Origin of the sequence: Plastoroseomonas arctica, assembly GCF_018128965.1 — a bacterium.
Classification (GTDB): domain Bacteria; phylum Pseudomonadota; class Alphaproteobacteria; order Acetobacterales; family Acetobacteraceae; genus Plastoroseomonas; species Plastoroseomonas arctica.
Genome location: NZ_JAAEDH010000004.1, coordinates 71632 through 97479 on the forward strand (window position 1 = coordinate 71632; position 25848 = coordinate 97479).

19 protein-coding genes are annotated in these 25848 nt (G+C 69.3%); 9 read left to right on the plus strand and 10 right to left on the minus strand.

The genetic code is table 11. The features are described from left to right. The first annotated feature begins 2 nt into the window (after positions 1-2). The 3 genes from GXW79_RS05490 (at position 3) to GXW79_RS05500 (ending at position 2240) form a co-directional block, all read left to right on the plus strand. The gene (locus GXW79_RS05490; protein ID WP_211873341.1) at positions 3-1370 is read left to right on the plus strand and encodes a site-specific DNA-methyltransferase; all 1368 of its coding nucleotides are present in this window, start codon (positions 3-5) and stop codon (positions 1368-1370) included. Beyond that, a complete protein-coding gene (locus GXW79_RS05495; protein ID WP_246503760.1) occupies positions 1321-1854 on the plus strand; it encodes a DUF5681 domain-containing protein in 534 nt (177 codons plus the stop codon). Before GXW79_RS05490 ends, GXW79_RS05495 begins: the two co-directional genes overlap by 50 nt. Positions 1855-2006: 152 nt before the next feature. Further along, positions 2007-2240, plus strand: a complete 234-nt coding sequence (locus GXW79_RS05500; protein ID WP_211873343.1) for a hypothetical protein — start codon at positions 2007-2009, stop codon at positions 2238-2240. Between the two features lie 205 nt (positions 2241-2445). Here GXW79_RS05500 and GXW79_RS05505 read toward each other — a convergent pair whose 3' ends face one another. Further along, complete coding sequence (locus tag GXW79_RS05505; protein ID WP_211873344.1) at positions 2446-3573, minus strand: helix-turn-helix transcriptional regulator; 1128 nt, start codon at positions 3571-3573, stop codon at positions 2446-2448. Between the two features lie 205 nt (positions 3574-3778). On the opposite strand from GXW79_RS05505, the gene GXW79_RS05510 reads away from it, so the two are divergent. From GXW79_RS05510 to GXW79_RS05525, 4 genes are all read left to right on the plus strand, one after another. Further along, positions 3779-4879 (plus strand): eCIS core domain-containing protein, encoded by a 1101-nt coding sequence (locus GXW79_RS05510; protein ID WP_211873345.1) that lies wholly within the window; start codon positions 3779-3781, stop codon positions 4877-4879. A gap of 159 nt (positions 4880-5038) precedes the next feature. Continuing rightward, on the plus strand, positions 5039-6367 hold the full coding sequence (locus tag GXW79_RS05515; protein ID WP_211873346.1) for a surface lipoprotein assembly modifier: 1329 nt from the start codon (positions 5039-5041) through the stop codon (positions 6365-6367). A 23-nt stretch (positions 6368-6390) separates the two neighbouring features. After that, complete coding sequence (locus GXW79_RS05520; protein ID WP_211873347.1) at positions 6391-9999, plus strand: hypothetical protein; 3609 nt, start codon at positions 6391-6393, stop codon at positions 9997-9999. Between the two features lie 7 nt (positions 10000-10006). Further along, positions 10007-13093 carry a CHAT domain-containing tetratricopeptide repeat protein gene (locus GXW79_RS05525; protein WP_211873348.1) on the plus strand — a complete coding sequence of 1029 codons (3087 nt, stop codon included), beginning with the start codon at positions 10007-10009 and terminating at the stop codon, positions 13091-13093. On the opposite strand, the gene GXW79_RS05530 is transcribed toward GXW79_RS05525, so the two are convergent. The 6 genes from GXW79_RS05530 to GXW79_RS05555 are packed head-to-tail and all read right to left on the minus strand — an operon-like array spanning position 13090 to position 18999. Then, positions 13090-13752: a cupin domain-containing protein gene (locus tag GXW79_RS05530; protein WP_211873349.1), complete on the minus strand. Its 663-nt coding sequence runs from the start codon at positions 13750-13752 to the stop codon at positions 13090-13092. The two genes, GXW79_RS05525 and GXW79_RS05530, sit on opposite strands and share 4 nt — an antisense overlap. Beyond that, complete coding sequence (locus GXW79_RS05535; RefSeq protein ID WP_211873350.1) at positions 13742-14356, minus strand: DUF924 family protein; 615 nt, start codon at positions 14354-14356, stop codon at positions 13742-13744. Before GXW79_RS05535 ends, GXW79_RS05530 begins: the two co-directional genes overlap by 11 nt. Before the next feature lie 28 nt (positions 14357-14384). After that, a complete protein-coding gene (locus GXW79_RS05540) occupies positions 14385-14999 on the minus strand; it encodes a hypothetical protein (RefSeq protein WP_211873351.1) in 615 nt (204 codons plus the stop codon). After that, complete coding sequence (locus GXW79_RS05545; RefSeq protein WP_211873352.1) at positions 14999-18154, minus strand: type VI secretion system Vgr family protein; 3156 nt, start codon at positions 18152-18154, stop codon at positions 14999-15001. The genes GXW79_RS05540 and GXW79_RS05545 overlap by 1 nt, the downstream gene beginning before the upstream one ends. 30 nt (positions 18155-18184) lie before the next feature. Next, positions 18185-18574, minus strand: a complete 390-nt coding sequence (locus GXW79_RS05550; RefSeq protein WP_211873353.1) for a DUF4280 domain-containing protein — start codon at positions 18572-18574, stop codon at positions 18185-18187. Continuing rightward, on the minus strand, positions 18574-18999 hold the full coding sequence (locus tag GXW79_RS05555) for a hypothetical protein (RefSeq protein ID WP_211873354.1): 426 nt from the start codon (positions 18997-18999) through the stop codon (positions 18574-18576). Before GXW79_RS05555 ends, GXW79_RS05550 begins: the two co-directional genes overlap by 1 nt. A 256-nt stretch (positions 19000-19255) precedes the next feature. Between GXW79_RS05555 and GXW79_RS05560 the strand changes: the two genes are divergently transcribed. Both GXW79_RS05560 and GXW79_RS21745 read left to right on the plus strand, forming a co-directional pair. Continuing rightward, entirely contained in the window at positions 19256-20845 is a 1590-nt protein-coding gene (locus GXW79_RS05560; RefSeq protein ID WP_211873355.1) for a winged helix-turn-helix domain-containing protein, read from the plus strand. Between the two features lie 133 nt (positions 20846-20978). After that, positions 20979-21119, plus strand: coding sequence for a VOC family protein (locus tag GXW79_RS21745; RefSeq protein WP_211873356.1), 141 nt, complete (start codon positions 20979-20981; stop codon positions 21117-21119). 503 nt (positions 21120-21622) lie between these two features. On the opposite strand, the gene GXW79_RS05570 is transcribed toward GXW79_RS21745, so the two are convergent. The 3 genes from GXW79_RS05570 to GXW79_RS05580 all read right to left on the minus strand — a co-directional run bounded on the left by GXW79_RS05570 (position 21623) and on the right by GXW79_RS05580 (position 25504). Next, a complete protein-coding gene (locus GXW79_RS05570; protein ID WP_211873357.1) occupies positions 21623-23074 on the minus strand; it encodes an amidase in 1452 nt (483 codons plus the stop codon). A 60-nt stretch (positions 23075-23134) separates the two neighbouring features. Then, positions 23135-24727: an ABC transporter substrate-binding protein gene (locus tag GXW79_RS05575; protein WP_211873358.1), complete on the minus strand. Its 1593-nt coding sequence runs from the start codon at positions 24725-24727 to the stop codon at positions 23135-23137. 66 nt (positions 24728-24793) lie between these two features. Next, positions 24794-25504: a DUF1028 domain-containing protein gene (locus tag GXW79_RS05580; protein ID WP_211873359.1), complete on the minus strand. Its 711-nt coding sequence runs from the start codon at positions 25502-25504 to the stop codon at positions 24794-24796. Positions 25505-25848 lie beyond the last annotated feature (344 nt).

The following is a 25848-nucleotide window of genomic DNA, read 5'->3' on the forward strand; positions in this document are numbered from 1 at the left end:
TTATGACCCCGACCCCCAACCTCATGACCATTGTCCAGAGGCCGCTCAGCGGCCTGGCGCTGGATCCTTCGAACCCTCGGACCCACAGCCCCAAGCAGGTCCGTCAGATCGCGCTCAGCATCGAGGCGTTCGGTTTCAACGTGCCCATTTTGGTGGACGGCTCCGACAAGGTCATCGCCGGCCACGGGCGCGTGCTGGCCTGCCGTAAGATGGGTTGGACTGAGGTTCCTACGATTTGCCTCAGCCACCTCAGCTCAGCTCAGGCTCGCGCCTTTATGGTGGCCGATAACCGGCTGACCGAGAACTCGTCGTGGGACGAGCGGCTGCTGGCCGAGACGCTCCGCGACCTCTCCCTTGCCGATCTTGACTTCGAGCTTGAGGCCATCGGCTTTGAGATGGGCGACATCGACCTGCGCATCGAGGGTCTGAGCGCCACGCCCTCGGAGGCCCCCGACCCGGCCGACGCCGGCTGCCCTGTGCCTGCAGGGCCCGCCGTCACCCAGCTTGGGGATCTATGGCAGCTCGGAAAGCACCGTCTCGTCTGTGGAGATGCGCTCGACGACGGCGCCTATGTCCAACTGATGGCCGGCAAGCGCGCGGCGATGGTCTTCACCGATCCGCCGTACAATGTGGCCATCGCCGGCCATGTCAGCGGCCTTGGTGCCATTCACCATCGCGAGTTTGCCATGGCGTCCGGGGAAATGACCGCCGCCGAGTTCGCCGCCTTTCTCGCCTCAACGCTTGGTCTCATGGCCAAGCACAGCAGGGATGGGTCGATCCATTTCATCTGTATGGATTGGCGCCATCTTCCAGAACTGCTGGCCGCGGGTGCTGTCGCATATAGCGAGTTCAAAAATCTTTGCGTCTGGTGCAAGGACAATGCCGGCATGGGCTCACTTTACCGAAGCCAGCACGAGCTCGTCCTGGTGTTCAAATCCGGCCGGGCCACCCATCGGAACAACGTCGAGCTTGGTCGGCACGGCCGTCACCGCAGCAATATTTGGCGCTATCCCGGCGCGAACTCCTTCGGGCGTACGACCGAGGAAGGTAACCTGCTTGCGCTGCACCCGACGGCGAAGCCCGCCGCAATGGTGGCGGACGCCATTCTCGACTGTTCGGCCCGAGGCGACGTGGTGCTCGACCCCTTCCTCGGCAGCGGCACCACCCTCATTGCCGCCGAGCGGGTCGGACGGCGCTGCTATGGGCTTGAGCTCGATCCTCTCTACGCCGACGTCATCATCCGCCGCTGGCAGACGTTGACCGGGCAGATGGCTGTGCACGCGGCAAGTGGGAAGACCTTCGATGCGCTCACCGCGAGCAATGAGGTGCTGTGCGCCGACGCGGTGCTCGAGATCAGCGGTGGCGCGTAATCGCGCGCCGCCGGCAGCGCCAAGGCACGACTATGACGTAGGATACGGCCGGCCGCCGCGGCATAGCCGGTTCGAGTCGGGACAGAGCGGCAACCCCCGCGGTCGACCCAAGGGCTCGGCCAATTTGGCCACCTACCTTGCGAAGGCACTCAGCGAAAAGGTTGTCGTGAAAGAAGGAGGCCGCAGGCGCACGATTACGAAGGCTGAGGCCATCGCCAAGCAGTTGGTCAACAAAGCGGCTGGGGCAGACCTGAACGCCACGAAGATGCTGCTTGCTGTTGAGAGGGGCCGCGAGACGGTTCCTATCGCGATCAAACCGGATGAAGAGACGGTCAGCCAAAATGAGCCACCCAGGATCGACTACTCGGTCATCACCACCGATGAGCTTCAGGTTTTGTATGAGGCTGCGCTAATCCTTGAGGGTCGAAAGGAGCGTCCTCAGATCCCCTTACCGCCGACTGACTCGAATGACGGAGAGGATTAACCCGGGGTGATGCGCATCGACGGCTCGGCACCAGCAAACCGGCGTTGATGACCTGATGTTCGAGCTGATTCCACTAATCGAGCAGCAGGCGGTGCTGCCCCTCGCCGTTGGCACTGCATCGCGCGACCTGGCGCTGTCAGCGGTGCCCCGGGATGGCCGAATTCGCCCAACTGGGGATCGGCGGCCTTGATGTCGGCGCATGGGATGCGGCGATGGCATCGGCTCGTACGCCGCCCGAGGTGATCCTGCCCCTCCATGCGGCGGTGCTTGCCGCCGGCGCCACCCCGATAGACGGCAGAGCCACACTGCACGCAGCGATGTTCAGCGCGGACGCCGGCCGGCGCGCGTACTGCGGCCGTGCCCGACGTACTGGTCCTTCAACGTGACGCTCTTTCTCCACTACCTCCTGCCGGTCTCCCGGTGGGCAGAGAAGGGCGCTTCACGGGTGCCGACGGCCGGCGCAAACCAAGTCGCATTCTCACAGGCACCATCGTCAGCGATACGTAGGCAATGTGTCATGGGACTGAAGCGTCGACCGACGATGTTAGACGACCAGCCATCCTCGTTACCGACCCTTCCCCGCAAATGCCCTTAACGTTCGCAGTCCGTGTTCGTGCCGCGCATTGGCAAGCGTGCCAATGTGCCGGCGAGCGCGGCCTGTGAACGAACACCAACCTTTCCGAACACCGCCTGTAGATGGGTGCGCGCTGTCGAATGAGCGACGCCCTCCCTTTCTGACGCCGAGCCGAGACTGCGGCCCGCGGCAATGTGCGCTGCAATCCGCGCCTCGGCGTCGGTCAGTCCGAACAGTTCGCGCAGCAGCAGAGGATCGGGCCGGGTTGCGGGGTCTTGCAGGATCAGCAGCGCACCCGGGCGCGGCAATCCGATCTCGGCCACCGGGATGATTGGGGCGCTGCCGATCACCGCCAGGCAGGGGGGGCCGCCGCCGGCCGCGGCGATCGCAAGGCGCGTCGGGCGATCGGCCGCCTCTGGGCGCAGGCTCGCCGCGCGGATGGCCTTGGCCAGCTTCGCCTGGGCGGCTGCATGTGTCGCCACCAAGCGGCCGCCCTGAAGCCGTAGCCATGCACCTCGGCGCAGCACCGCCTCGCCGCCGTGATTGGTCAGGATCACGCGACCTTCGCCGGTCGTCAGCATCGCCGGCGCCGAGATCGTCTCGAGCAGAGCCTGCCAGTTGCGATTGACCGCGCCCGCGAAATGCCGCGCCAGGTCGATCGCTTGGGTCAGGTGCGGCGACGCGCGTTGCAACGCCGCCAGATGCGCGGCCGTCCCGCCGGCCTCGCGCGGGTCGAGGCAGAAGGCGTAGCCGCCGGTCAAGGCATCGCCCCAGTCGCCGTAGAGCAGGTTGGTGACCTCGGCCACGCGCTGCGGCGCGAGGATGTCGGAGTGGAAGGCGGTGCGCGATAGCGCCGGCACGCCGCCGCAGACGCTCATCGCGGCGAGCACCTCGCCCGGTCGCCGGTCGATGAGCATGCGCGACATCGGGTTGACCTGGTATTTTTCCAAGTACAGGCGGGTCAGGTCGGGATCGAGGCGGCCGACATGCATGATGCTGTCTTCCGGGTCCGGCGCCATCGAATGCACCATCGCGCCGAACGCCCCGAGATCATCGGCGAGCGCGGTCAGGGCGCCGCCCCACAATGCAGGGTCGAGCGCTGCCGCGTAGAGCTTCTCGATGCTTTCGGGAGTGAGACCGTTCATCAGACACCTCACCGGATTGCGCGAAAACCATGACCGGAAGACGGTAACGCCATGACCCCTGAATGTCTCGAAACCGTGCCGAGGGCGCGCTCCTGACGCGGATGTAACGGATGCGCGGCATCGCCGGCGGGCTCCCCCGATCGGATGAGGCGCGCGCCGAACCGATGCGCGAGCGTCCCCGGGCATGGGACGACGGAGTGACAGGATGTCCGGACTGCCCGCCCGCCTGCGGCGACGGCTCGAACGCGGTTTTGGCGCTGATTTCGGCGGCGTGTCGCTCCACGCCGGGCCAGCGGCGCGGGCGATCTGCCGGTCCCGCGCGGCGCGGGGCCTCGCCTTCGGCGACAACATCTTGGTCGCTTGTTCGGATCCGGAGGACCCAGCGGCGCTTCCCCTGATCGCCCATGAGGCCGCTCATATCCTGCAGAAGCGCCTCTCGGGACGGCCGAGCGAACGGCGTGCGGAGGCCGAGGCGCGGCGTGCAGCGCAGATCATCCCGGCCGGCGGCCGCCTACGCATCGCGACGCCCAGCGACCCCCGCCGCGTCTCGCGCTGGGGCGAGGTCGGGCATTACTACACGGTCTATCTGGTGATGCTCGCCGCCGGCTTGGCAGAGAAGGATGCGGCCAGCGTTGCCTTCTTCGCACAGCTGCCCGACGAGGCGCTGGAACTGGACGCGATCCCGGCCGCGGGCAACATCATTGCCGCCCCGGGCCTGGCGATGGGCAGCTGGGAGGTGCAGATCGGCCTGCATGCGCTGTCGGGCATTTCGCACCGCGAGGAGTTCGCCCGCCGCATCAAGATCTTCGACTCCCTATCGCCGGCGGAGCCCGACTTCCTGCTCCGCTTCGGCCTCGCCTGCCACGCCTTCGGCGATTGCTACGCGCATCAGAAGAACGGGGTCATGTACTCGCCCCCGCTCGGCCACCTGTTCGACAGCCACGGCCCGGACACTATCTCCGAGGCGACCTTCGGGCACTACACATCCTACGTGACCGTGCTGCACGGCGTGGCCTGCACGAAGTTCCGCACGAAGCAGGTGCGCATGCCTGCGGAGATGCTGCTGAAGCAGCTGCGCGGGCTGCTGGGCATCGCCTCGGACGCCGCGCAGGCGCGCTTCATCCGTACTCTGGCGGAGGGCTTGCCGGGCCTCGCCTCCGCCCTGTCGCCCTATGACCCGCTGGCCGCCGAAGCGCGCCCGATCTGGGAGGTGCAGTGGGTCTACCCGGCCTATTTCCAGTCGCTGCCGGCGGACGTGTTGGCGCGCAGCCGCGCGCTCGCACGGGAATGGATGGCACGTGGTTGATCCCCGTATACGCCCCGCTGTGGCGCAAAAAATGCGTGAAGAGGGAATTCCGCGCTTCCGTCGCGCACCTCCCCCAATCGTAGGATGCCGACCGCGTCCCTGGTCGGGCAGCGTTTGCATCGAATGCCGGATCGTCGAAACGCTGAAAGGCCATGCGTGGTGACCTGGAAACCGCAGATCCTCGCGGCTGCCCTGATGATGGCGGTCGTGCAGCCCCTGGTGGCGCAGGAGAACGTGCCGATCGAGCGCGCCTTCGCGGAGATGATGGCGCGCCCTGCCGACCCCGACCTCGCGCTGCGCTATGCGCGGATCGCGGTGGCGCGCGGCGAGACGCGTGCGGCGATTGTCGCGCTCGAACGGGTGCTGCGCATCAATCCCGCGCTGGACAATATTCGCCTGGAACTGGCCTCGCTGCGCCTGGCTGAGGGCTCGCCCGACCTTGCCGGCGCGTTTGCGACCGAGGCGCTGCGCTCGCCCGACATGCCCGCCGAGGTGATGCCGCGCGCCGCCGCGCTGCAGGCCCAGGCGGACCGCGCCTCGGCGCGTTCCCTGCTCGAGGTCAGCCTGTTCCTCGGCGCGCGCTACGACACCAATGCGAACGAGGCCACCTCGCTTGGCACCGTGCCGATCTTCGTGCCGGTGCTGCAGGATTTCTTCCAGATCAACACGCCCGTGCGCGGCCGTTCAGACTGGAGCCTGGTGCTCGGCGCGCGAGCGTCGCACCGCTATGATCTGGGCCTGCAGCGCGAAGGTGCGTGGGAGACCAACTTCTCCGCCTTCGAGCAGCGCTTCGACCGGATTCCTCGCGCCTATGACCTCTCCCTCGTTACCTTCGACACTGGTCCGCGCATCGGGATCGCGGATTTCGGCGACAGCGCCGCGCTGCTGGGCATCCGTCCGTTCCTCTCGCTCGGCTGGCTCGGCTATGGCGGGCGCACTTATGCGAACCTGTTCGGCGGCGGCACGAGCCTGGAGCTGCGCCTGCCGCCGCGCTGGAGCTTCGAACTCACCGGCAGCACACGCGTGGGCAACTACGAGAACAGCGATTTCCGCCCAACCGCGCGCGACTTCACCGGCACGGAGCACAGCGTGAGCTTCGCCGTCGCCTACCTGGTGGATGACGCGACGCGGATCACCGCGGGCGTCTATGGGGTGCGCGGCGATGCGCGGCGTGAGTATTACCGGCGCAGCGGATGGGGCGCCTTCCTCGCAGCGTCCACCACCGTCAATATCGTGCCCTCCTACGCGATCGGTGCATCCGCACGGGCGGGATACCGACGAACCGCCTTCGACGACCCCGACCCCGCGATCAACCCCGACGAGAGCCGGCGCGACAATCGCTGGGAGGCGGGGCTGCTCGCGGTCTTCCCGATCACGCGCACGATCGCGCTGACCGCCGAATACGAGTGGTACTCGCAGAAGAGCAGCTACGCGATCTACCGCTACGACAATCACGCGGTAACGCTCGGCGTCCGGCTCAGCTTCTGATCCTTGGACAGGGAGATGCCATCATGGCTGTGAAGCATGTCTGCCGCCGCGCCTCCCGCGCCGCGCTTCTCGCATCGGTCGCGGCCCTCGCGTTCGGGCACGACGCAGCGGCTCAGACCGGCGGTGCGGCGCGGCCGGCGCCAAGTGCTGCGCCCAGCGCCCCGCCGCGCATGCCGGAGGTGCCGCAAGCGGCACGGACGCCCACCGCTGGGCCCGCCGCGGCGCCGGGCGCGATCAGCGCCTTCATCCTGCGCGGCCGCGCGGTGCGGGGGACCAACGGCGCCGACCGTACCGTGCCGATGCCCATGGCGCCCGGGATGCGGGTGGAGAGCCCGCCCGGGACCTGGACGGAAATCGCGTTCAGCGATGGCAGTTCAGTCGTGCTCCAGGCCGGGGCGGATTTCACCCTGCAGGGCATCGCGTCCGAGGGCGGGCGCCTGGTGATCAGCGGCGCGGCCAGCCGCGGCAGCCTGCGCGCCAGTACCTCCGATGGGGTGGACCTGCTGATCCGCACCGCGGCTGCGGAGGTGCGCGTCACACGGGCCTCGGCAGTGATCGAGGCCGGGCCGAACGGTGCCGCCACGATGCTGAGCGGGAGGCGCGTGACCATCCGCCGCAACGGCGGCGAGGAGGAGGTGATCCGCCGACCCGGCTTCGCGGTCGCGCTGGATGGCGGCGGCCCGGAGCGCCGCACACGCGGCCAGATGGCGACGAGCCTCGCGCCCTTCGCGCCGGTGCAGGTGCCGGAGGGCGTTGCACCGCGCGCGGGTGCGGAAGCGCCAGGCGAGGCCGCCGAGGCCGAGACGGTGCCACCGCCGGCGGAGCAGCAGCTGCGGCGCCAGCGCAGCGAGACGCTACTGGCGGTCAATACGGGCCGCGCCAGCGGTGGAGGCCAGGGCGGATTCTCGACCGGCACGGGCGCCTACCTCACGGCCGCGGGCACCGGTTCCGCGATCGCGGGGGGTGGGACGTCGCTGCTCGGCAGCACGACGACGGGGTTCAACGCGCAGCCCGTGGCGGGCAGCGTGGATACGCAATTGCTCGGCGGAATCGAGGCGCGCCAGTCGCTGGGCACCGGGCGCGTGCGCCGGTTTTCCGCCGAGGCGAGCGGCGCGCAGGCCGGGCGTCTGGATGCCGGCCGCGTGGCCACCGCCGGCGGCGCGAGCGTGGTCGGCGGGGCCTTCGCGGGGCCTGGCGAGGGGCGCTCAGCCGCCTCGGATCTGGTGGCAAATCTGGGCTTCGTCACGCTCTCCGTCTTCGCGCCGGCGCCGGGGAACAATGCCGGGACGAACGTGCTGGCGGTGCCGCGGCTGAGCGTCAGCGCGACCGGATCCCCGTCCGCCAGCTACGTCACCAGTGGCGGCACGCCGCTCGCGACCGTGACGCTGCCTGGATTCCGCGGCGGGCCTGGCGGACCGACCGCGCCGACCCCGCGCGATATCCTCCCCAACACCGCCTACTATGTGGATTTCGGCGGCACCACGACGCCTCCCGCCTTCTTCACGACCTACGGCCTGGACGGTCTCAGCGCGGCGGAGATCGCGGCCCGCTTCGACGCGGCGCTGCGCACCACCAGCTACTACGACACCTTCGATCCGGGCACGAACACCGTCTCCGCGGGCTTCGTCGGCCAGAGCCAGCGCATCCTGGCCTACCAGCGCAGCACCATCCTCGAGGCCGGGCTGCACGCGCTGCCCGCCGATGTGTCGCCGGGCGCGATCACGGCGCCGGCGACCTTCGCGAGGACCGTCGATGGGCGCGGCACGGTCGCCACGCTTCCCGATGGCGGTGGGACGCTGGTATACCTTGCGAGCACCCCGCCGCCCGAGGCGCGGGTCGTCAACTTCAGCAACGTCAACCCGAGTGCGGTGGCCTACAATCGTGCGGGCAACACCCCGCCCAATCCCGCCCCCACCCGCTTCACGCTCATCTACGACACCGTCGTCACCGCGCGCAGCCCGGCCTTCGCTGCTCAGGTCGCACAGGGCACGTTGACCGAAGGTGAGCGCTACTTCGTCATTGGCGGCACCCCGGTGCCGGCCACCGCCACCGGCATGCCGGGCATCGCCGGCCCCGGCCAGGTCACGCGCTACGCGATCAGTGACGGGCTGTACCCGAATGGCGGCCTCGTCACCGGGCAGACCGTCGAGGCGCAGTTCCGCGGCCCCGGCGACCCGAACCAGCCCGTCCTGTTCAACCGCTTCAACGCCTTCCGACCGGAGGGTACCTTCATCGGCGCGGCGCCACGTGCCGACACGCACCTCCTTGTCGCGAGCGGCAGCGCGGCGACGCCAAACGTCGCCATGCGCGCCGATCTGGAGGTCGCGCCGGGCGGCGGCAGCTCCGCCTCTGTCTCGGTCGGCGGCGTCGCGCTGGACCGGTCCGGAGTAAGCCTCGTGCTGTCCGGCAGCACGGTCGGCACGGCGCGGCTTGGCGGCGGGCCTGTGGCGATCGGTGGGCGCTTCGGCTCGATGGGCACTGACGCCACCGGCATCCAGGCGCACCTGTTCTACGGGGCGGAATCGGGTGAGCAGGTGGGGCATCTCGCCATTGGCCAGCAAGATGTTCGGCGCGGCGCGCCCGGCGGCGATGGCGGCCAGCCCGGCACGGTGGAGGTGCTCGGCGGTGCGGCGTCCCCTTATGGCTTCACGCGCCTCGCCACCAACGTCACCGCGCGCACCGGCCAGTCCCGCCCCGCCGACGTGGCGCCGCAAGGTGGCGCGGTCAGCTTCCTCGGCTTCGCGACGGGGTTCGTCGAGACGCCGCAGGGCGGCCAGATCAACCTGCACAGCGTGAGCGCGCCAAGCTACGGCATCGCCATTGAGCGCGCCGATGGCTCCAATGAATTCGCCGCCGTCATCGACCTCACGCCGCGTGCGCCGGGGCAGATGGCGCTGAACCCCTTCGCCACGCTGCCGAGCAATGGCGCGAGCGGTACTCAACGGTTGGAATTTGGCGCGCGCGACCCGAATACCGGCCAGCCCACCTCGGCGTGGATCGGGGCGGGCACCTTCGCCGCCGTGCGGCCCGGCACGGTCGCCGCCGATGGCGTCACCACGCGCGCGGATGGCGCGGCACTCGTCAGCGCCGATGCGAATCTGCAACAGGCCTTCGCCGCGGTTCCGGGCTTTGCCATGCCCGCGAGCAATGGCGACATGGCCTGGGGCTTGTTCCTGGGCGACCTCGTGAACGACAGCGGCGGCACGCGGCGCGACCACGCCAATCTAGGTTTTTGGGTGGCGGGCCGTCCCGTGGATTTCGCGACGCTGAGCAATCTGCGGGGCACCTTCACCTATTCCGGCGGCATGCTCGGCACCGCGGCGCAGAATGGCGCGGTGCGCGTGGCGGCGGGCGGCTTCACGCAGAGCTGGGATTTCGGCAGCCGCACCGGGCGCCTGGCCGCGAGCTATGACGGGCGGGACTACAATGCCCGCATCGCTATGCTCGGGAGCAACGCGATCTTCACCGGCAGCGGGCTCGACGGGCAGCGCGACCGCCGGCTGGTGGTCCAGGGCGGCTTCTTCGGCACGGCGGGTAACGGCACGCCGCCGCCCTCGGTCGGTGGCGCCTTCGGCATCGCGGGTAGCGGCTACGCGGCCAACGGCATCTTTGCCGGCCGGCGGGTGCCGTAGCGGCGCGGTGACCCGCCGCGCCCTTGCCATCCTGCTCCTTGCCCTCGCGCTGGGCGGGCAGGGCGCGGCGCCGCCGGCATCCAGCGCCGAAGCCACCCTGCGCAGCGCCCGTGCCTTAAGCGAAAGCGGCCGCCCGGACGCGGCGCTGCGCGAACTCGCCGCCTATATCGCCCGGCCCGCGCCGGCCTCGCTCGACCTCGCGGTCATTCGCCTGGAAGCGGCGCGCGCCGGGCTCGCCGCCGGGCGGCACGACGCCGCGCGCACGCATATTGCCGCGGCCTCGCGCATCCTCGCGCAGTTGCGGCCTGACCCCGTGTTGCGCGCCCGCTTCCTGCGCGAGTTCGCGCGCGTTCACGAACGCCTGGGCGACATGCGCGGCGCCGAGCCCCTGCTGCGCGAGGCGGTCGCGGGCCTGCGCGGGCGCGACGACGCAGCCGCCGCCGAAGCGGCCAATACGCTCGGCGTCACGCTCACCGAACTCGCCCGCCCCGAACCGGCGCTGGTCGCGTTGAAGACGAGTCTCGACGCGCTGTTCGACGCCGGCATCGCCGGAGAGCCGGTGGTCAGCGCCCTTGTCAACATGACCAATGCGGAGCTGGAGGCCGGCCGGCCCGAGGCCGCGCGCCAGACGGCAGAACGCGCGCGCCAGGCCGCCGATGGCGATCCGCTGCTCGCCCCCATCGCGCGCCTGGCCCTCGCTCAGGTGCTGTTACGCGAATCCGACCTCGTCGCCGCCGAGGCCGTGCTGGACGCCCTGGCCGAGGTCGAGGCGCCGGCCATCCTGCGCGCCCACGCGCTGCACCTGCTCGCGACGTCCCGCTTCAACCGCGGCCAGCAGCCCGAGGCGGCGGAGGCGGGCTTCCGCGCGCTCGACGCCTATCGCGCCACGTTAGGCGAGGCGCACCCGGCCTTCGGCCGCGCCCTGCACACGCTCGGCATCATCCATGTCGAACTCGGGGCGCCGGCCGCGGCGCGGGCCTTCCTCTCGCGCAGCATCGCGGTCGCCGCCGCCGCCTTTGGGGCCGATGCCATGCAGGCGCAGCTGCCCGCGATCGAGCTGGCCGCGCTCGAGGTGCACTCGCCGGCATCTGCCGCCGCGGCCGAGCGGCGCGCGCGGGCCGCGCTCGCGGTGTTCCGCGCGGCACCCCTTCTGGACCGGCGCCCGGAGGCGCTGGCTACGGTCGTGCTGGGCCGCGCCGCCGAATCCCGCGGCCAGGTCGATGTCGCCGCCGGCCTGTACCGCCGCGCCCAGGGCATCTTCGAGGCGACGCGCGGCCCGCTGACGCCCGACCTGGGCTTCTCCCTCGTGCGGCTCGGCCGGATGCTGACGCGCGCGGGACGCTACACCGAGGCCGCGCCGCCGCTCGACCGTTCCATCGCGCTATACGAACGGGTGGGTAGCGCGGGGACGGTGCGCCTGGTCGAGGCGCTGACAGCGCGGGCGGAGCTGCGCGCGCTCTCCGGCGACCGGCGCGGCGCGCTCGACCAGATCCGGCACGCGCAGGCGCTGCTCTCGGACCGCGTCGCATCGGGCGAGGCGATGAGCGGTGCGGGAGAGGCGCAGCAGCGCAACGCGCGCGCTCTGTTTGCGGCGCAGGCGATGCTGCTGCACAGCTTGGCCGACCTCGATCCGCGGGCGATGGAGGATGCCTTCGCCGCCTCCCAATCCTCGCTGATCTCGCGCGCGGGGGAGGCGCTGCGTCGCTCCTCGCTGCGCCTCATGGCCGGGTCGGGCGCGGAGGCGGCGCTGCTGCGCACCCTGGTCGAGACGACGGAGGGCCTGCGCCAGACCGATGCGCTGGTGCTCGGCGCCGCCGCGCGGCCGGAGGGTGCGGCGGAATTGCGGTCCCTCCAGGCACTCCGCGCAGACCAGCTGGAGCAGCTACGGGCCGCCGCCGCCACGCTTCGCGAGGCGAACCCGACGCTGGCGGAGTTCCTCCGCCCCCGCCCGGTGCGGCTCGATGCCGTGCGCCAGGCGCTCGCGGCCGATGAGGCGGTGCTGGCGCCGCTGATCGCCGACGACCGCACGCTGGTCTGGGTGGTCACGAGGGAGCGGGCCATCGCGGTGCCTGCCGCGATCGACCGGGACGGCCTGGCCGCGCTGGTGGACCGCGTGCGCGCCAGCCTCGACCTCGGCCGCCCCGATGGCCCCCCCGCGTTCGCGCGGGATGCGGCGGAGGCGCTGTACCGCGCCCTAATCGCGCCGGTCGAAGCGACCGGCGTGCTTGCCGGGATCAGCCACATGATGCTCGTGCCGGACGGCGCGCTGCAGCGCCTGCCGCCGCATTTGCTGGCGATGCCCGGCGCCGGCTGGCTGATGGACCGCTACGCGACCGTCATCCTGCCGTCGCTCGCCGCAATTACGGCGGTGCGGGGGGCCGCGCGCCAAGCCTCGACGGCGCCCCGCGCGCTGCTCGGCGTGGGCGACCCGATGCTGTCGCGCTACGCCGCGGGGTCGGGCGGCAATCGCGGTATCCCGCCCTCGGTGCGCGACGGCCTCTCAGCCCTGTCCGCCCTGCCCGAGACGGCGTCGGAGCTGCACGCGCTGGCGGGGCTGTTCGGCGCCGAGGAGAGCACGCTGCTGCTGGGCCAGGATGCGACGGAGCGCCGGGTCGCGGAGGCGCGGCCGGAGCTGTTCCGCACCCTGGCCTTCGCGACCCATGCGGTGATGGCGGGCGAGCTGCCCGGCCTCGTCGAGCCCGCGATCATCCTCACGCCCAACAACGAGGACGTGCCGTTCGAAGGCCTGCTGACCGCCTCGGACGTGGCCGCAATTCGCCTGGATGCCGACCTCGTGCTGCTCTCGGCCTGCAACACGGCGGCCGCCGAGGGCGGACCCTATGCCGAGGGACTGTCGGGACTCGCGCGCGCATTTCTGCAATCCGGCGCGCGCCGGCTGCTGGTGAGCCACTGGGCGGTGAACAGCCAAGCGGCGGTCGTGCTGACCACGGCCTTTGTCGCGGCGCAGCTCCGTGAACCGAGTGCGCGTCCCGCGGCACACCTGCGTGATGCGATGCAGACCCTGATGCGCGCAGGCGGCGGCATCGCGGGCCATCCGGCCTATTGGGCGCCCTTCGTGATCGTGGGCGGCTAGCGGCGCGACAGATCCGCCGCCCGCGCAACCGCCTCGGCGCGAGGCCCTGTCCGCCAATCGGCACTGGCGACGGCGCCTTCGCTCGACGCCGAAACGTCAAGCCGATAGCCCTTGAAGCGCGCGATGGGTGCGAGGATGGCGAACAGCACCCTCTGCAGCCCGACCGGCAGCCCGCTCAGGTAGAGATGGTCCCTGTAGGTGTGGAGCATCAACGCGGTCAGCAGAATATCGGGATCGCCCGTACCGGAGAACCAGTCGGGCCTGTGCTCCGTGAGCAATGCGAACGTCTGGAAAAAGGCGCGGTGATGCTGCGCAGGCGTAAAGGTCACCGTGAACACCGCCTCCCCATTGCCGACATTGCGGAAATGATGCGGCACGCCGGGCGGCACGCTCACCGTCTCGCCGGGGCCCACAATGCAGCGCACCTCGTCAATGAACACACAGATCCGTCCGCTGCGCACCGCAAAGGTCTCGCGCGCGAGCGGGTGCACATGGCTCAGCGCATTGCCGCCGCCTGAGCCGTCCTTGTCCAGCAGCACGTCGAAGCTGGTGCTGTCCGCGTCCGCGCACGCCGCGGGGAACAGGAAGGTCTCGCCGTTCAGCTCGTTGCGAAGGACCCGGCGGGGGTCTGCATCGCGCGGCAGCCGCTCACCCGGCATAGAAGCCTCCTTCGAGATAGGCCTGTTCCGCGGCCGTCATCGCGCGGCCGAGGATCGGGTTGCGATGCGGGAAGCGCCCGAATCGGCGGATGATGTCGAGGTAGCGCAAGGGGTAGGCGATGTCCGGATGGTTCAGCTCCCGGGCCAGCGCCACGCTGCGCTCCTGGTCGGCCAGCGCCTCGGAATGGGCGAAGGGCAGGCACAGGAAGATCGCAAGCTCCAGTTCGAAGGCGCGATGGTAGCCGGCGTCGACGGCGGCCCCGGCGATGCGCAGCGCGTGCACGTCGGTCGAGTACATGCGCGGCGTGCCGCGGAATGCGTTGCGCGGAAACTGGTCGAGCAGGAGTACCAGGCCCAGGGCGCCCTTGGCGGTGCGCAGCCAAACGTCATGCAGGCCCCGCGACGCCGCCTCGTGCAGATCGAGGAAGCTGTCGCGGAAGTGGCGGTCGAAGGCCGGGTCCTTGGCGAACCATAGCGACGGGCCTGCATCGCGCCAGAACCGCACAACGGCACCGGCTTGGGGCGGGGTGACCGGCGTAGATCGCGGCGCAATGCGATCGGCGGTGTCGTCGGGCGCGGCGGCGCCGGGCGAATGTTCAAGCATGGGTATCCTTTCCGTATCGTTCGAAGTGTCAGGCCAGATCCGGATGCACCGGAACCTCGCGTGGGAAGGCGTCGCGGCGACGCAGGATCTCCAGCCGCGACGTCGGGAAAAGCTGCGTGGCCGCACCCGCGGGGGGGATGGCGTTGATCGTCGCCACCGCATGCAGTTCGGGTGCGAACCCGGCGGGGCCGGCGATGAGGTTCGGCTGCGACAGCGGCCACCAGCCTATGGCGAACAGCACCCCGCGTAACTCGTGCTGCGCGTAACCGCTCAGGCGCAGCTCCGGCAGGTAGGGGCTCTGCTCGGCGAGCGGCAGCGGAATGCGCAGTTCGCGCGTGAGTGTCTCTGTCGGGCGCAGCACGGTGCACAGCGGCAGCGACCGGTTGGCGAGGCGCATCAGCGGCGGCACATCAGGGACGTAGCGCCCGATGACTGCCACGCCGTCCTCGCGCATCACCACCTGCGCCACATCGCCATCAGCGCTCTGCTGGCCGCCGACGGTCCTGGGCCAGGCATCCATCACCAGAAGCGGCACAGGGCCAGCATTGGTGACCTCGTAGGGGAAGATCAGGTGGCCGTCGGCGCGATCAGGCCGGCAGGTCAAGCGAAGGTCGCCATAGGGCGCGCGGGGAATGTCGAGCATCAATCCACCCATGGATCAGGAAGGTATGGCTGAGGCACGGGCCGCGGTGCAGGCGGTAGCGCCGGCGTCGGGATTAGGTCGGGGTCGCGCCTCTCGGCAGGCGGCGCCGGCGCGCCTGGCCCGGTCCCCGTATCGTCACTCTCGGCATCCTCGAGCGTCTTGGCGATGTTGCGGCGCCGCTCCGTCGACTCCTCGTCGTTCTCGCCCTGGTCGACGCCCAGATCGACAATGGTGGGCGTGCCGGTGCCGGTGCCCAGTTCCGGGTCGCCATTCTCATCCAGCCGGCCGGTGGGCTTGCCCTTGGTGGTGGCGCCGCGGGGATCGGCGGGCTGGGAATGCGGGCCCTGCTGGACGGTCGTCAGGTCGCCATCCGCGATCACCACCGGGTGCTTGCGGTGCTCGGCCTCCTCCAGCTCGTCGGCGGTCTCGGGATCGTCGCGCAGGTCCTGGAGGTCGCGCACCGTCCGGTCAACGAATGCGGCATCCGGCGGCTCGCCGGCATCGATGAGCACGCCGCCGCCACCGCTCTCGCCGCCCGCGATCAGCGTGCCGCTTGGCCCACCGGCGCGGACCTGCATCCCCTTGTGGGTCGGCAGCGGATAGGAGCGCCGCCCGCCGCCACTGCCGCCCTTCGGCTGGCGCGCCAGCCAATCCGCCGGGTCGCCGGGATCGGCCCCGGCCGCACCCAACGGCAGGCTGATCTCGGGCAAAGCCATGTCCTGGGCGGAGGCGCCCTGGTGGTCGAGGATGGCACCGTTGGTGAAGACGCCCGCCGGCGTGATCACGAGCATCGCGCCGCCGACCACCAGCTGGATGCGGTGCTTGGCTTCGAGCGAAATCGTGTCGGCGGTCTGCATGATGACGGTTGCCGAAAGCGCGCTGCCGCCGCCGACGCCGGTCACCTGGTTGCCGTTGATCACCAGGTGGTCATCGGTCGTGACCTCGGTGTAGCGGGCGTCACCAATGGTGAGGTCCATCTCGCCGCCCACAGAGATGAAGTCGCCGCCGCCGGAGCTGCCATCTGCCCCCGCCTTGCCGCCGCCGATGCGCGTATGCCGGCTGCCATGCGTCGTGTCATAGCGACTGCCGGTGCTGGTGGTGTCGAGCCGGTGTTCGGCGCGCAGCACCAGTTGTTCCTGCCCGCGCTTGTCCTCGAAGCGCAGAAGATGGAAGCGCGGCTTGCCCTCGCCATGGGGCGTGCTGCGCGTGCGGATGCCGCTGCGCGTCGCGGCCGAGGTTTCGGTCCCGCGCAGATCCTCAGTGCGCTCCAGCGCGCGCGCCGCAGCGGCGGTGCTTGGGAAGGGCAGGTGCGTGCGGCCGCTACCGGCATTGTAGACGCGGCCGGTCACCAGCGGCTTCTCCGGGTCGCCATCGATGAAGCTCACCACCACCTCCTGCCCGATGCGCGGGAGGAACTGGCTGCCGAAGCGCGTGCCGGCCCAGCCTTCCGACACGCGCACCCAGGCGGTGACCCGATCGGTGGCGAGACCATCCTCGGCCGGCGTGTCGGGCGTGGCACCAGGCGGGCCCTGGTCCCAGGGAAAGCGGATGCGCACCCGGCCAAGCGCATCGGTCCAGATGTCCTGATCATCCGTTCGCACGCCCTTCGGGCCGACGACGAGTGCGAAATGCGGACCATGTGCGACAGGCCGCGCGGCGGCCGGCGTCGGCCAATGGTCGGGGTCCAGCGGTGCCGAGATCGGGATCGCCTCGAAGGCGCAAGCGAAGCCGGAGCCGCTGTTCACCAAGCTGTCGATGATCTTGCCGATCTCCTTCACCGCAGGGAGTGCGGCGGTGATGCCGGCGAAGATGCCGCTGCCGGCGCGACCGATCTTGTCGGCGATGAAGCCCGGCAGGCCGGAGGGATTCGCGGTTCCCTGCTTCGCCTGCAGCCAGTTCACGATCTCCCGTCCCTTGTCGACCTCGCCCTTGATCCGGTCGCGCAGCTGCTCCGCGGCGGTGCCCAGCAGGTCGTCGCCATCATTGTTGCCGAAGATCAGGCCGCCGATCACGTCGAGGATCCGCGTGCCGATGGAACGGTCGTCGACGATGTCGAAGGCATCGATCGCCACGATGCGCAGGATGAAGGCCTGGTTCTCCGCACCCGAGCCCGTGCGGTCGTCATCGGTGAAGAAGATGCGCCCGGCGCGGAAGCTGGTGTCGTAGGCGCGCCCCGAGGCGGAGGCTGCATTGGACTCGTTCTGCCGCATGCGCAGCCGCGCGACGTTGTCTGGGTCGGCCGGGTCGAGGCCGCTGGCCGGAAAGGCCTCGGCGCGCACGCCGATGCGGTTCGCGCTGAAGGCGTAGGCCTTGCGCACTACGGCGAGCCCCCCCGGTGGCCGCTGCGGGTCGATTATGTTGAAATCGCCCACGCGCGCATTCTGCGCCGCGATATTGAATGCGCGGCGAAAGCTGCGCACGCCGAACGCGGACTTGCCGTTCAGCGCGCCCGGCGCGGCCTTGTCCGAACCCTCGCCGCCCAGGACCGGCATGGTGTGGTCCACATGGTCCGGCCGATGGTCGCGGAAGGACAGCACCATGCGCTCGCGCCGCAAGCCGGGCTTGGGCGCCGAGCTGGTATCCTCGTGCTCGAAGCGATAGGCAATGCCAAAGCGGTCCAGCAGGCGGTGGACGAAGGCGAAGGTGGTCTCGTTGTACTGCACGCAGAAAGGGATGCGCGCATCGCCGAGGTCCGCGAGCAGGTTCGTGCGCAGGTCGACCAGCGGAAACGGCTCCAGCACCTCACGCAGGATGGCGAGCAGGGTGCGGTCCTCGAAGACGCGGTAGCGCTGTTCATAGGCGGTCATGCGGAAGGCGGGGACGAAGCGGCCGCGAAAGATGCGCCGCCCGCGCAGCGTGGCCAGGCGCTCGAAGGTCTCGAACACCCCAAAGCGCATGTAGTGGCCGTCCTCCTGCTCGCCGTTGACGATCGCCGTCTTGCGGATACCGAAACCGGCGGGGCGTCCGATCAGCTGCTCGGGCTCGATCACGCTGGCCTCGTTGCCGATCATCGTCAGCTCGAAGGCGAACGGCATGGAGATGCCCTCGGCCCCCGTCACGCGCGCCAGCAGCAGCGGATCATCGTGGTCGTCATCCTTGCCTTGGCCGAGCAGGGTTTCGACCGTGAGGTCGCGCTTCGCGTTCTTCAGCGCCATGGTCAGGCTCCGCCGAATGAGAGTGGAATGTCAGGGCACATGCTGGGTCGCCTGCCCGGCATCGACGATGTTGACCGTGCCGCCCCAGAGGCACTGGCAGGTGCAGCGGTCCTGAAGTGCGACTTCCTGCATGACTGCGCGGCCGGGACTGCCGGGGGTCCAGGGCGTCATCGTCGCGGGCAGGCAGGGTTGCGGCGTCAGCACGCCGGCCGCCGCCGCCGTCGCGGCGGCCACCTGCGGGTTGGCCGGGCTGGTGCAGGCGCCGAAGGGCAGGATGTTCACCAGGGGCTGGTGGTCGAGGATCGTCGCGACCGGCCGGCGCAGGTGTGTCGCGCGCCGGTGCGGCAGCACGGCCAGCCGGCTGGGTGACGCGCCGAAGGTGCAGGCGGTCACGGCGTCATGGATCACCCAGCGCGGCATTACCGGGCGTCCCGGGCGGCTTGCGCAGCCCGTGCGCGGTCTTCCACGCCGCGCGCGGAGGGCGCCCCGATCACGACCACCCCGAACACCAGCATGCCACTGGCGGTCATGAATGCGCCCAGCGGGACCAACGGATGCAAGGCATCGATGTCGGCGCGATGTGTGGCGAGCCCCGTGCACATCAGCAGCGGCCCGATCGTCGAGAGCCAGAACTGGAGCCGCGGCAACCAGCCGACGGCGAGCGCGGGGGCGGCTTGGTATACGAGGCCATACAGCGCGAGCGAAACCCATCCGAGCAGATTGACCTGGGCGTGCACATGCGCGAATCGGAAATCCTGGGCGATGCCCATGTACATGCCCATCGTGACGCCGCTCAGGCCGGCGCCGATGGCGGCGAGCAGGAAGCGCCGTGGAAGCTCGCGCATCACTGGCTCTCCGGCTCGGGGTCGCGGGTCTTCGGCGGCGGCGGTACAGGCCGACGGGTGCGCTCAAAAGCTTGTGAGGAAAGGTGAACAAACGCCATGGAGCAGCTCCTGCGGGCAAGATTGGAACACAGCGCACTAGGTGTGATCGCCGTGTGGGGTGATGCGCCGCCCGGGTCTGAAAACTCTTGGGCCATGATCTGAAATTTGCTGAATTCCGCGTGCCGCGGCTGGGCGCTTCAGACGGGAAGAGGACGGCATGATCGCCGACGAGACGGAGGACGCGTTCGCCTTCGGGCGGTTCGAGCTGCGGCCGACCGAGCGCGTGCTGCTTGCCGATGGCGCGCCGCAGGACCTCGGCGCGCGGGCTTTCGACCTGCTCTCCGCACTGCTGCGCGCCAAGGGCGAACTCGTCACCAAAGACGCCCTGATGCGCGAGGTCTGGGCCGGTATCGTAGTTGAGGAAAACAATCTGCACGCGCAGATCGGCGCGATCCGCCGCGTGCTGGGGGCGGAACGCGGCGCGATCATCACCGTCGCCGGTCGCGGCTACCGCTTTGGCCTTCCGATCTCCGGCAAGGCGCGCGTTGCGCGCGGCGGTACGGCCAAGGCGCAGGCGCGGTTGTCGCTGGCTGTTCTGCCATTCCGCGCCACACCGGGCGATGAGGATGCGGATTCGATGGCCGAAGGCGTGACGGAGAATCTCACGACGGACCTGTCACGCGCACTCGGTGGTGGTGCAGTCGCGTCCCGCGCGGGCGCTCAGGCCTATCGTGGACGCGCCGTGAGCGGGCGGCAGATCGGACGCGATCTTGGGGTACGCTACGTGCTCGAAGGCAGTCTCGCGGCGAATGCCCATCGCGTCAGGGTCAATGTGCAGCTGATCGACGCGGCGGCGGATATGCATGTCTGGGCCGACCGCTTCGACCAAGACCGTGGCAGCGACGGATTAATGGTGCAGGACATCATCGTGGGCCGCCTCGCGCGGCAGGTCGTGCTGCGCATGGTGCTGGCCGAGGCGCGGCGGGCCGGGGCGGCGGGGGCGCCCGATGCAGTTGGCTTGGCACTGCAGGGTCATGGCACGGCGATCATGTCGCGCATGTCGCCCGAAGGCGTGCCGGTCGCGCGTGAGATGTTCCGGCGCGCACTGGCGCTTGACCCCGACAATATCGAGGCCGCGGCCGGGCTTGGTGCGCTCGAGGCCTATGCCCTCGTCAATGGTTACACGCCAGCGGCCGAGCGCGCGGTGCGCCTGGCCGAGGCCGATATTCTGTCGCGGCGTGTGCTGGCTTCGGAACCCGAGCACCTGGGTGCGCTGCGGGCCCGCGCTGTGGTGCTGCGCGCGCAGGGGTGGTTCCACGACGCGATGATGACCGCGAAGGCCATCCTGGCGCTGTGCCCGCGGGATCCACCGGCCTGCCGGGAGGTCGGCCTGAACTACCTCTATCTCGGTGACCCGGTCGAAGCGCTGCATTGGTTCGGCGAAGCGGAGGCGAGCGGCCCCAGCGACCCTGCGCGCTGGTCCTGGATGCAGGGGCTGGGCCGCGCTCTGCTGCATCTGCGCCGCGACGCGGAGGCGGTTGCCGCACTCAGGGTCGTTGTCGAAAGCAACGCCGACTGGTCTTTCGGCCATGGGCTGCTCGCCGCTGCGCTGGCGCTGAATGGCCAGTGGGACGGCGCCGAGGCGCGCTTTGCGGAATTCGTCCGACGCGTTCCTGATGCCCAGGCGCGAATGCCAGTACGCCTAATCGCCGTTGATCCTAGCCGAGTCGCCGCCGCTTACTTTCAACATGATGCCCGGATCGGGGACGCCTTCGCCGACCTCGAGGGACGATATTTCATGCCTTGATGGCGAGGCGAGCCAGAGGCGGTGATGGCAGATGGCTTTGTCGCAATCTGCCTAGCACCGATTGAAATGGCTACGGCATCGCTGAAAAGGCCTCCTTGAAAAGTTCCACTGGCTGCATTCGCAGGAAGCCTTCATGCCGGTCCTGACCCCTTCCGGGCTCTTCGAAACTCACCTGAATGTACGAGATCTAGAACGGTCGATCGATTTCTACTGCCGCGTCGTAGGCCTTGAACTTGCACACCGCGTCGAACAGCGAGCGGCCGCCTTTCTCTGAATTGGTAGTCGCGGTCACTCGATGCTCGGCCTGTGGGCTGGATCGAGCTCCCCAAACACGATGAGCCTCCGTCTAGCTTTCTCGCTTCCGCGCGATGAGGTCCTTGCAGCACCGGGCCGCCTGCACGCAGCGGGCGTAGAGCCTCTGAGCTTCTGCGATCAGCTTACCGATGAGCCGACGGTCCTCGGATGGATGCCAGCGGCCGCGGTTTATTTCCGCGATCCCGACGGCCATAGCCTGGAGGTTCTTTCCATGCTCAACGAAGCCCCTCGGCCTGACCTAGGCAATATCCCTGAAGCGCGTGGCTTCGGCACCTAAGATAAATCATGACTGCTTTCCAAGCCCTCATTGCCAGCAAAAGCTGGGCGCTGGTCGCACACCGCGAGGGCGCGGCGTGCCATGTCCAGATCGTTGCGCGGCACCAAACGCAGCACCTTGGTGTTCTGCGCCCGGACGTGAAATGCAGCGAGCGCCGCGCCTGCGGCAGGGAGTTTCCGCCGCTTTCACGCCGCCACGTCTAGCGCCGGCCGGACACGACCGAAACCGGGTTGACCACCCAGCACCGCCTCCAGCGTCAAGGCAATGCGCAGCAGGCGAATATCGTCGCGGTAGCGGCCGATCAACTGCAGGCCGAAAGGCAGCCCGTCCGGGCCATGCCCGGCGGGGATGGTCGCCACCGGATGTGCCGTCCAGGTGATGGGCGTGTTGATGTTCGCCTTGGGCATGCGACTGAAATCGTACTCGTCCATCGCGTAGCGGGTGTTGTCCATGGCCAGCGCGGCCTCGCGCCGGTTGATGTCCTCCACCATCGCCAGCGGCTCGGAAGCGCCGGGCGTAATCAGCACGTCGTAGCCGAGCAGGAAGGTCGCCAGCGAGCGAAAGGCGAGCGACTGGGTGCGCTGCGCCTCCGCGATCATGCGCGCGGAGGCGGCGAAGCCGCGCCGCAGGTCGACATTCTTCTGCGCCGTCAGCCTGCCCGGCTCGCTTTCATGCAATGCCCCGTAGGTGACGAGATAGGCCAGGGTCCGGAGGACGTAGAAAGCGCGGGTCATGTCACCGAGATCGGGCGTGGCCCATTCCACATGGTCGACATGGGGCGCGATGGCGCCGATCGCTTCCTCGAAACGTGCACGGATCGCCGGAGTCACCTTGACGCAACCGAGATCTCGCGAGACGGCGATGCGCAGCGTCTTCGGATCCATCATCTGCGGTGCCAGCAGCGGCGCGGGGTCGGGGTTCCAGTCGAAAGGATCGAGATGGCTCGAACAGATCATGCCCGCGAGCAGCAGCATCACGTCCTCCGTGCTGCGCGCCATTGGACCGACCACCGAGGAGACATCGAAGGCCAGCGGAAGGCTGGGATAGGCGATGAGGCCAGGCGTCGGGCGCAACCCGGCGATGCCGTGCGCCGCCGCAGGCCCGCGAATGCTGCCGCCCATGTCCGACCCGGTGGCGAGCGGCACCATGTCGCTCGCGAGCGCCGTGCCGGTCCCGCCCGAGGAACCCGAGCTTGAATACCGCGCGTCATGGGCGTTGCGCGTCAGCCCGTAGATGCTGTTCTGAGACGTGCCGCCCTGCAGCAGTTCCGGCACGTTGGTCTTGCCGATGATGATGCCGCCGGCGCGGCGGATCGCCGCGATGGGCGGCGCATCGGCCGCGGCGATGCGATCCTTGTAGAGCAGGCTGCCGAAGGTGGTGTGGAGGCCTTCGACATCGGTCGATTCCTTGACGCCGACGGGCAGACCGAATAGCGGCGGCAGGTCGGGCGCGCGGGCATCGGCTGCTGCCGCCTCCGCCTCGGCGCGGTCCCAGGACATCTCGACGAAGGCGTTCAGATCCGGGTTCAGGCGCTCGATCCGTCGCCGGAAGGCGCGGAGGACCTCAGTCGTGGCGATCTCACCCGTCGTCATGCGGCGACGCAGTTCGGTGGCGCACAGCGCCGTCAGTTCAGTCATGGGAGGTCCTCGGAGGTCGTCACTTATGGGGATTAAGCGCCGGCATTCCCGGGCGGAGGATCACGCCCACCGAACTCCGAAGAAATGCGTGGTGCCGGGACCGAGGCCTGTCAGGCCGCGCTTGTGGGCTCCTATCGCTCGGTATTCCCCGACGGGGATGCAAGGCACGTCCTCGAAGGCCTTGAGCTGCATCTGAGCGCAGATCGCTGCGCGCGCCGGCTCATTCGGTGCGGCAAACCAATCTTGCCGAAGGGATTCTAGCCGGGGACTCTCCGGCCAGCCGAACCACGCCCTTTCCCCATTGGCGCGCAGGCCGAGATGGCCGCCCGGATCGATACTGCTCGTCAGGCTGGTCATGAAGACACTCCAGCCGCCCTGGGCAACCGGAGCGCGGCTGGCGCGACGCGCCGCGATCGAGTTCCAGTCGCTGACCTGCACGTCAACATTCATGCCTGCTTGCCGGAGCATGTCACCGGCGATTTCGCTCAGGGCCTTCACATGGGCCCAGTCCTCCGGCTGCATCAGAACAACTCTTTCGCCGGCGTAGCCGGCCGCGGCCAAGTCGCGCTTGACCTTGTTCATGTCGCGCGGCCCCGTCAGCAACTCCATGCCAGCCTGGCTCGCCATCGGCGAGTTCGAGCTGAAGAACCCGACGCCCGACTTCCAGAAGGTTCGGTCGGTCCCGAACGCCGCGGTCATGAAGTCTTCCTGCTTCACGGCGCCCAACAGGGCGCGCCGGATGGCAGGATTGTCGAAGGGGGGCTGCACGTGATTCATCCGCAGGATGGCGGTCGTCGTGTCGGCCCTGGCGGTGACGACAAGGTCCGGCCGGCGGCTGATGACCGGCGCCATGTCGCTCGGCAGCTCCTCGACCCAATCCACCTCCCCCGCCCGAAGTGCTGCGGCGCGCGTGGCGGGGTCGGGCATCACGGTCCATTCCAGGCGGTCGAAATGCGCGATCTTCGGGCCGGCCATACGGCTGGGTGTTCCATCGGGCCGCGGGACGTATCCCTCGAACCGCCGGTAGGCAGCGCGCGCGCCGGCCATGTGCTGATCCCTGAGAAAGACGAAGGGCCCGCTGCCCACCGCGTCGGTCACCGGCCGCGTTGGCTCGGTTCGGGCCAGGCGCTCCGGCATGATCACGCAGAGCGAGGGCCCGTGCTTGCCCAAGGCGTCCGGCAGCAGGGAAAAGGGCGACTTCAGGCGGAAGCACAGGCGGCGATCATCGAGCGCGGTGATCTCATCGGACCGCAACAGAACTTCCTGGCCGAAGACGTCGCGCGCGCCCCAGCGGCGAATGCTGGCCACCGCATCGCGGGCCAGCACCGGTTCGCCGTCGTGGAAGCGCAACCCCTCGCGAAGGGTCATGATCCAGGTCAGGCCGTCATCCTCGATCGTGTGGCCGGCGACCATTTGCGGTTGGGGCCGAAAATTTTGGTCGAGGCCATAGAGCGTGTCGTAGACCAGCAGCGAGTGAACCAAGGTCGCGCCGGCCGTACTTACGATCGGATCGAGGACCGCGAGGTCCATCGAGGGGACGAAGCGCAAGACACGCCGATCCTGCGCCGTTGCCAGGCGAGGGGCGGCAAGCAGGCCCCCGGTGGCTGCGGTGCCGCCCAGGAACCCTCGGCGGGAAAGAGAAGAATCGCTCATGGCTATTGGGCCTCCTGTCGGGTTCCCTCCCCGGCGCTCCCGCAGGGGAGGCAGCGAGCGATCTCCTCAGACGGCCCTTCGATGCTCGAGATACTGCGAGCGGTTCAGCGTCGGGTTATCCAACCAGTCCTTGGCGTAGTACGGGACCAGCGGGAAATATTCGTCGAAGACCCGGCGCAGGTCGCGCACCGCGTCGCCGCCCTCGGTCGGCGGCGGGTTCGCCATGTCGATGCGCAGCTCGGTCCGGGGCCGCCGCTCGCCGGGCTCGGCGACGATCATGCCGGCTGACAATTGGCCGACCGTCTCGCCGCCCGCGGCAAAGCCCGCCTCCAGCGTGCGAAGCAGTCGCTCCTCGAACGGCACTGCCGTCTCGGCAATGTACGTGGCGTGCATCGCCTCGACGACCTGTGGCCCAGCCAAGTGGTTGCCCATCGTGACGAAGCCGTCGCCCACCAGGTGGCCCGTCCAGTATTTGCCGTTGCTCGGGCTATGCGCCGCGACGCGCCCGTCGGGCAGGACGATGCCGAACTGGCGGTACTCGAGAAAGAACCGGTCTTCGGCCTCGAGCGCCTTGAGGATTTCCTCCGGCGAGGCCCCCGCCTCGACCATGTCCATGCCACGGTAGGCAAGCCGCCAGTCCGAATGGCACTGCGAGGAGATCGCCGCCACACCGCCACGGACCAGCGGACAGCGCGCGGCGACGGCGAGCGGGCTTGTCGCCAGGCAGACACCGAGTGCCTTGGTTTCTGGATCGCAGGCAACGACGGTATAGGTCATTGCAAATCTCCATTCTGGTGGGTGCTGATTCGAAAAGGGGTACCGTCGCTATTATCGATCACCGTCTGGCGCCGCTCGACGAGAGCGATATTGTCGTTACCTCCGGTCTTCGATCCGTGACAACGGCACGGCGGCAAAGCGTATGCTGCGCTATTTTCCGGGACAATGGGCCTTCATGCGGTTCCAATCGCGGAATGCACGGTTCGCGAGCAAGGTCTGCCGAAGTAGTGCTCAGCCCGATCTTTCCGCATGGAGCGCCGATGCCTGGGCTTCCGACATCCGGTCAGCCGCCTCCGCTATCCCCTCATTCGTCCCATGTAAGATCATCTCCCGCCTCCTCGGCA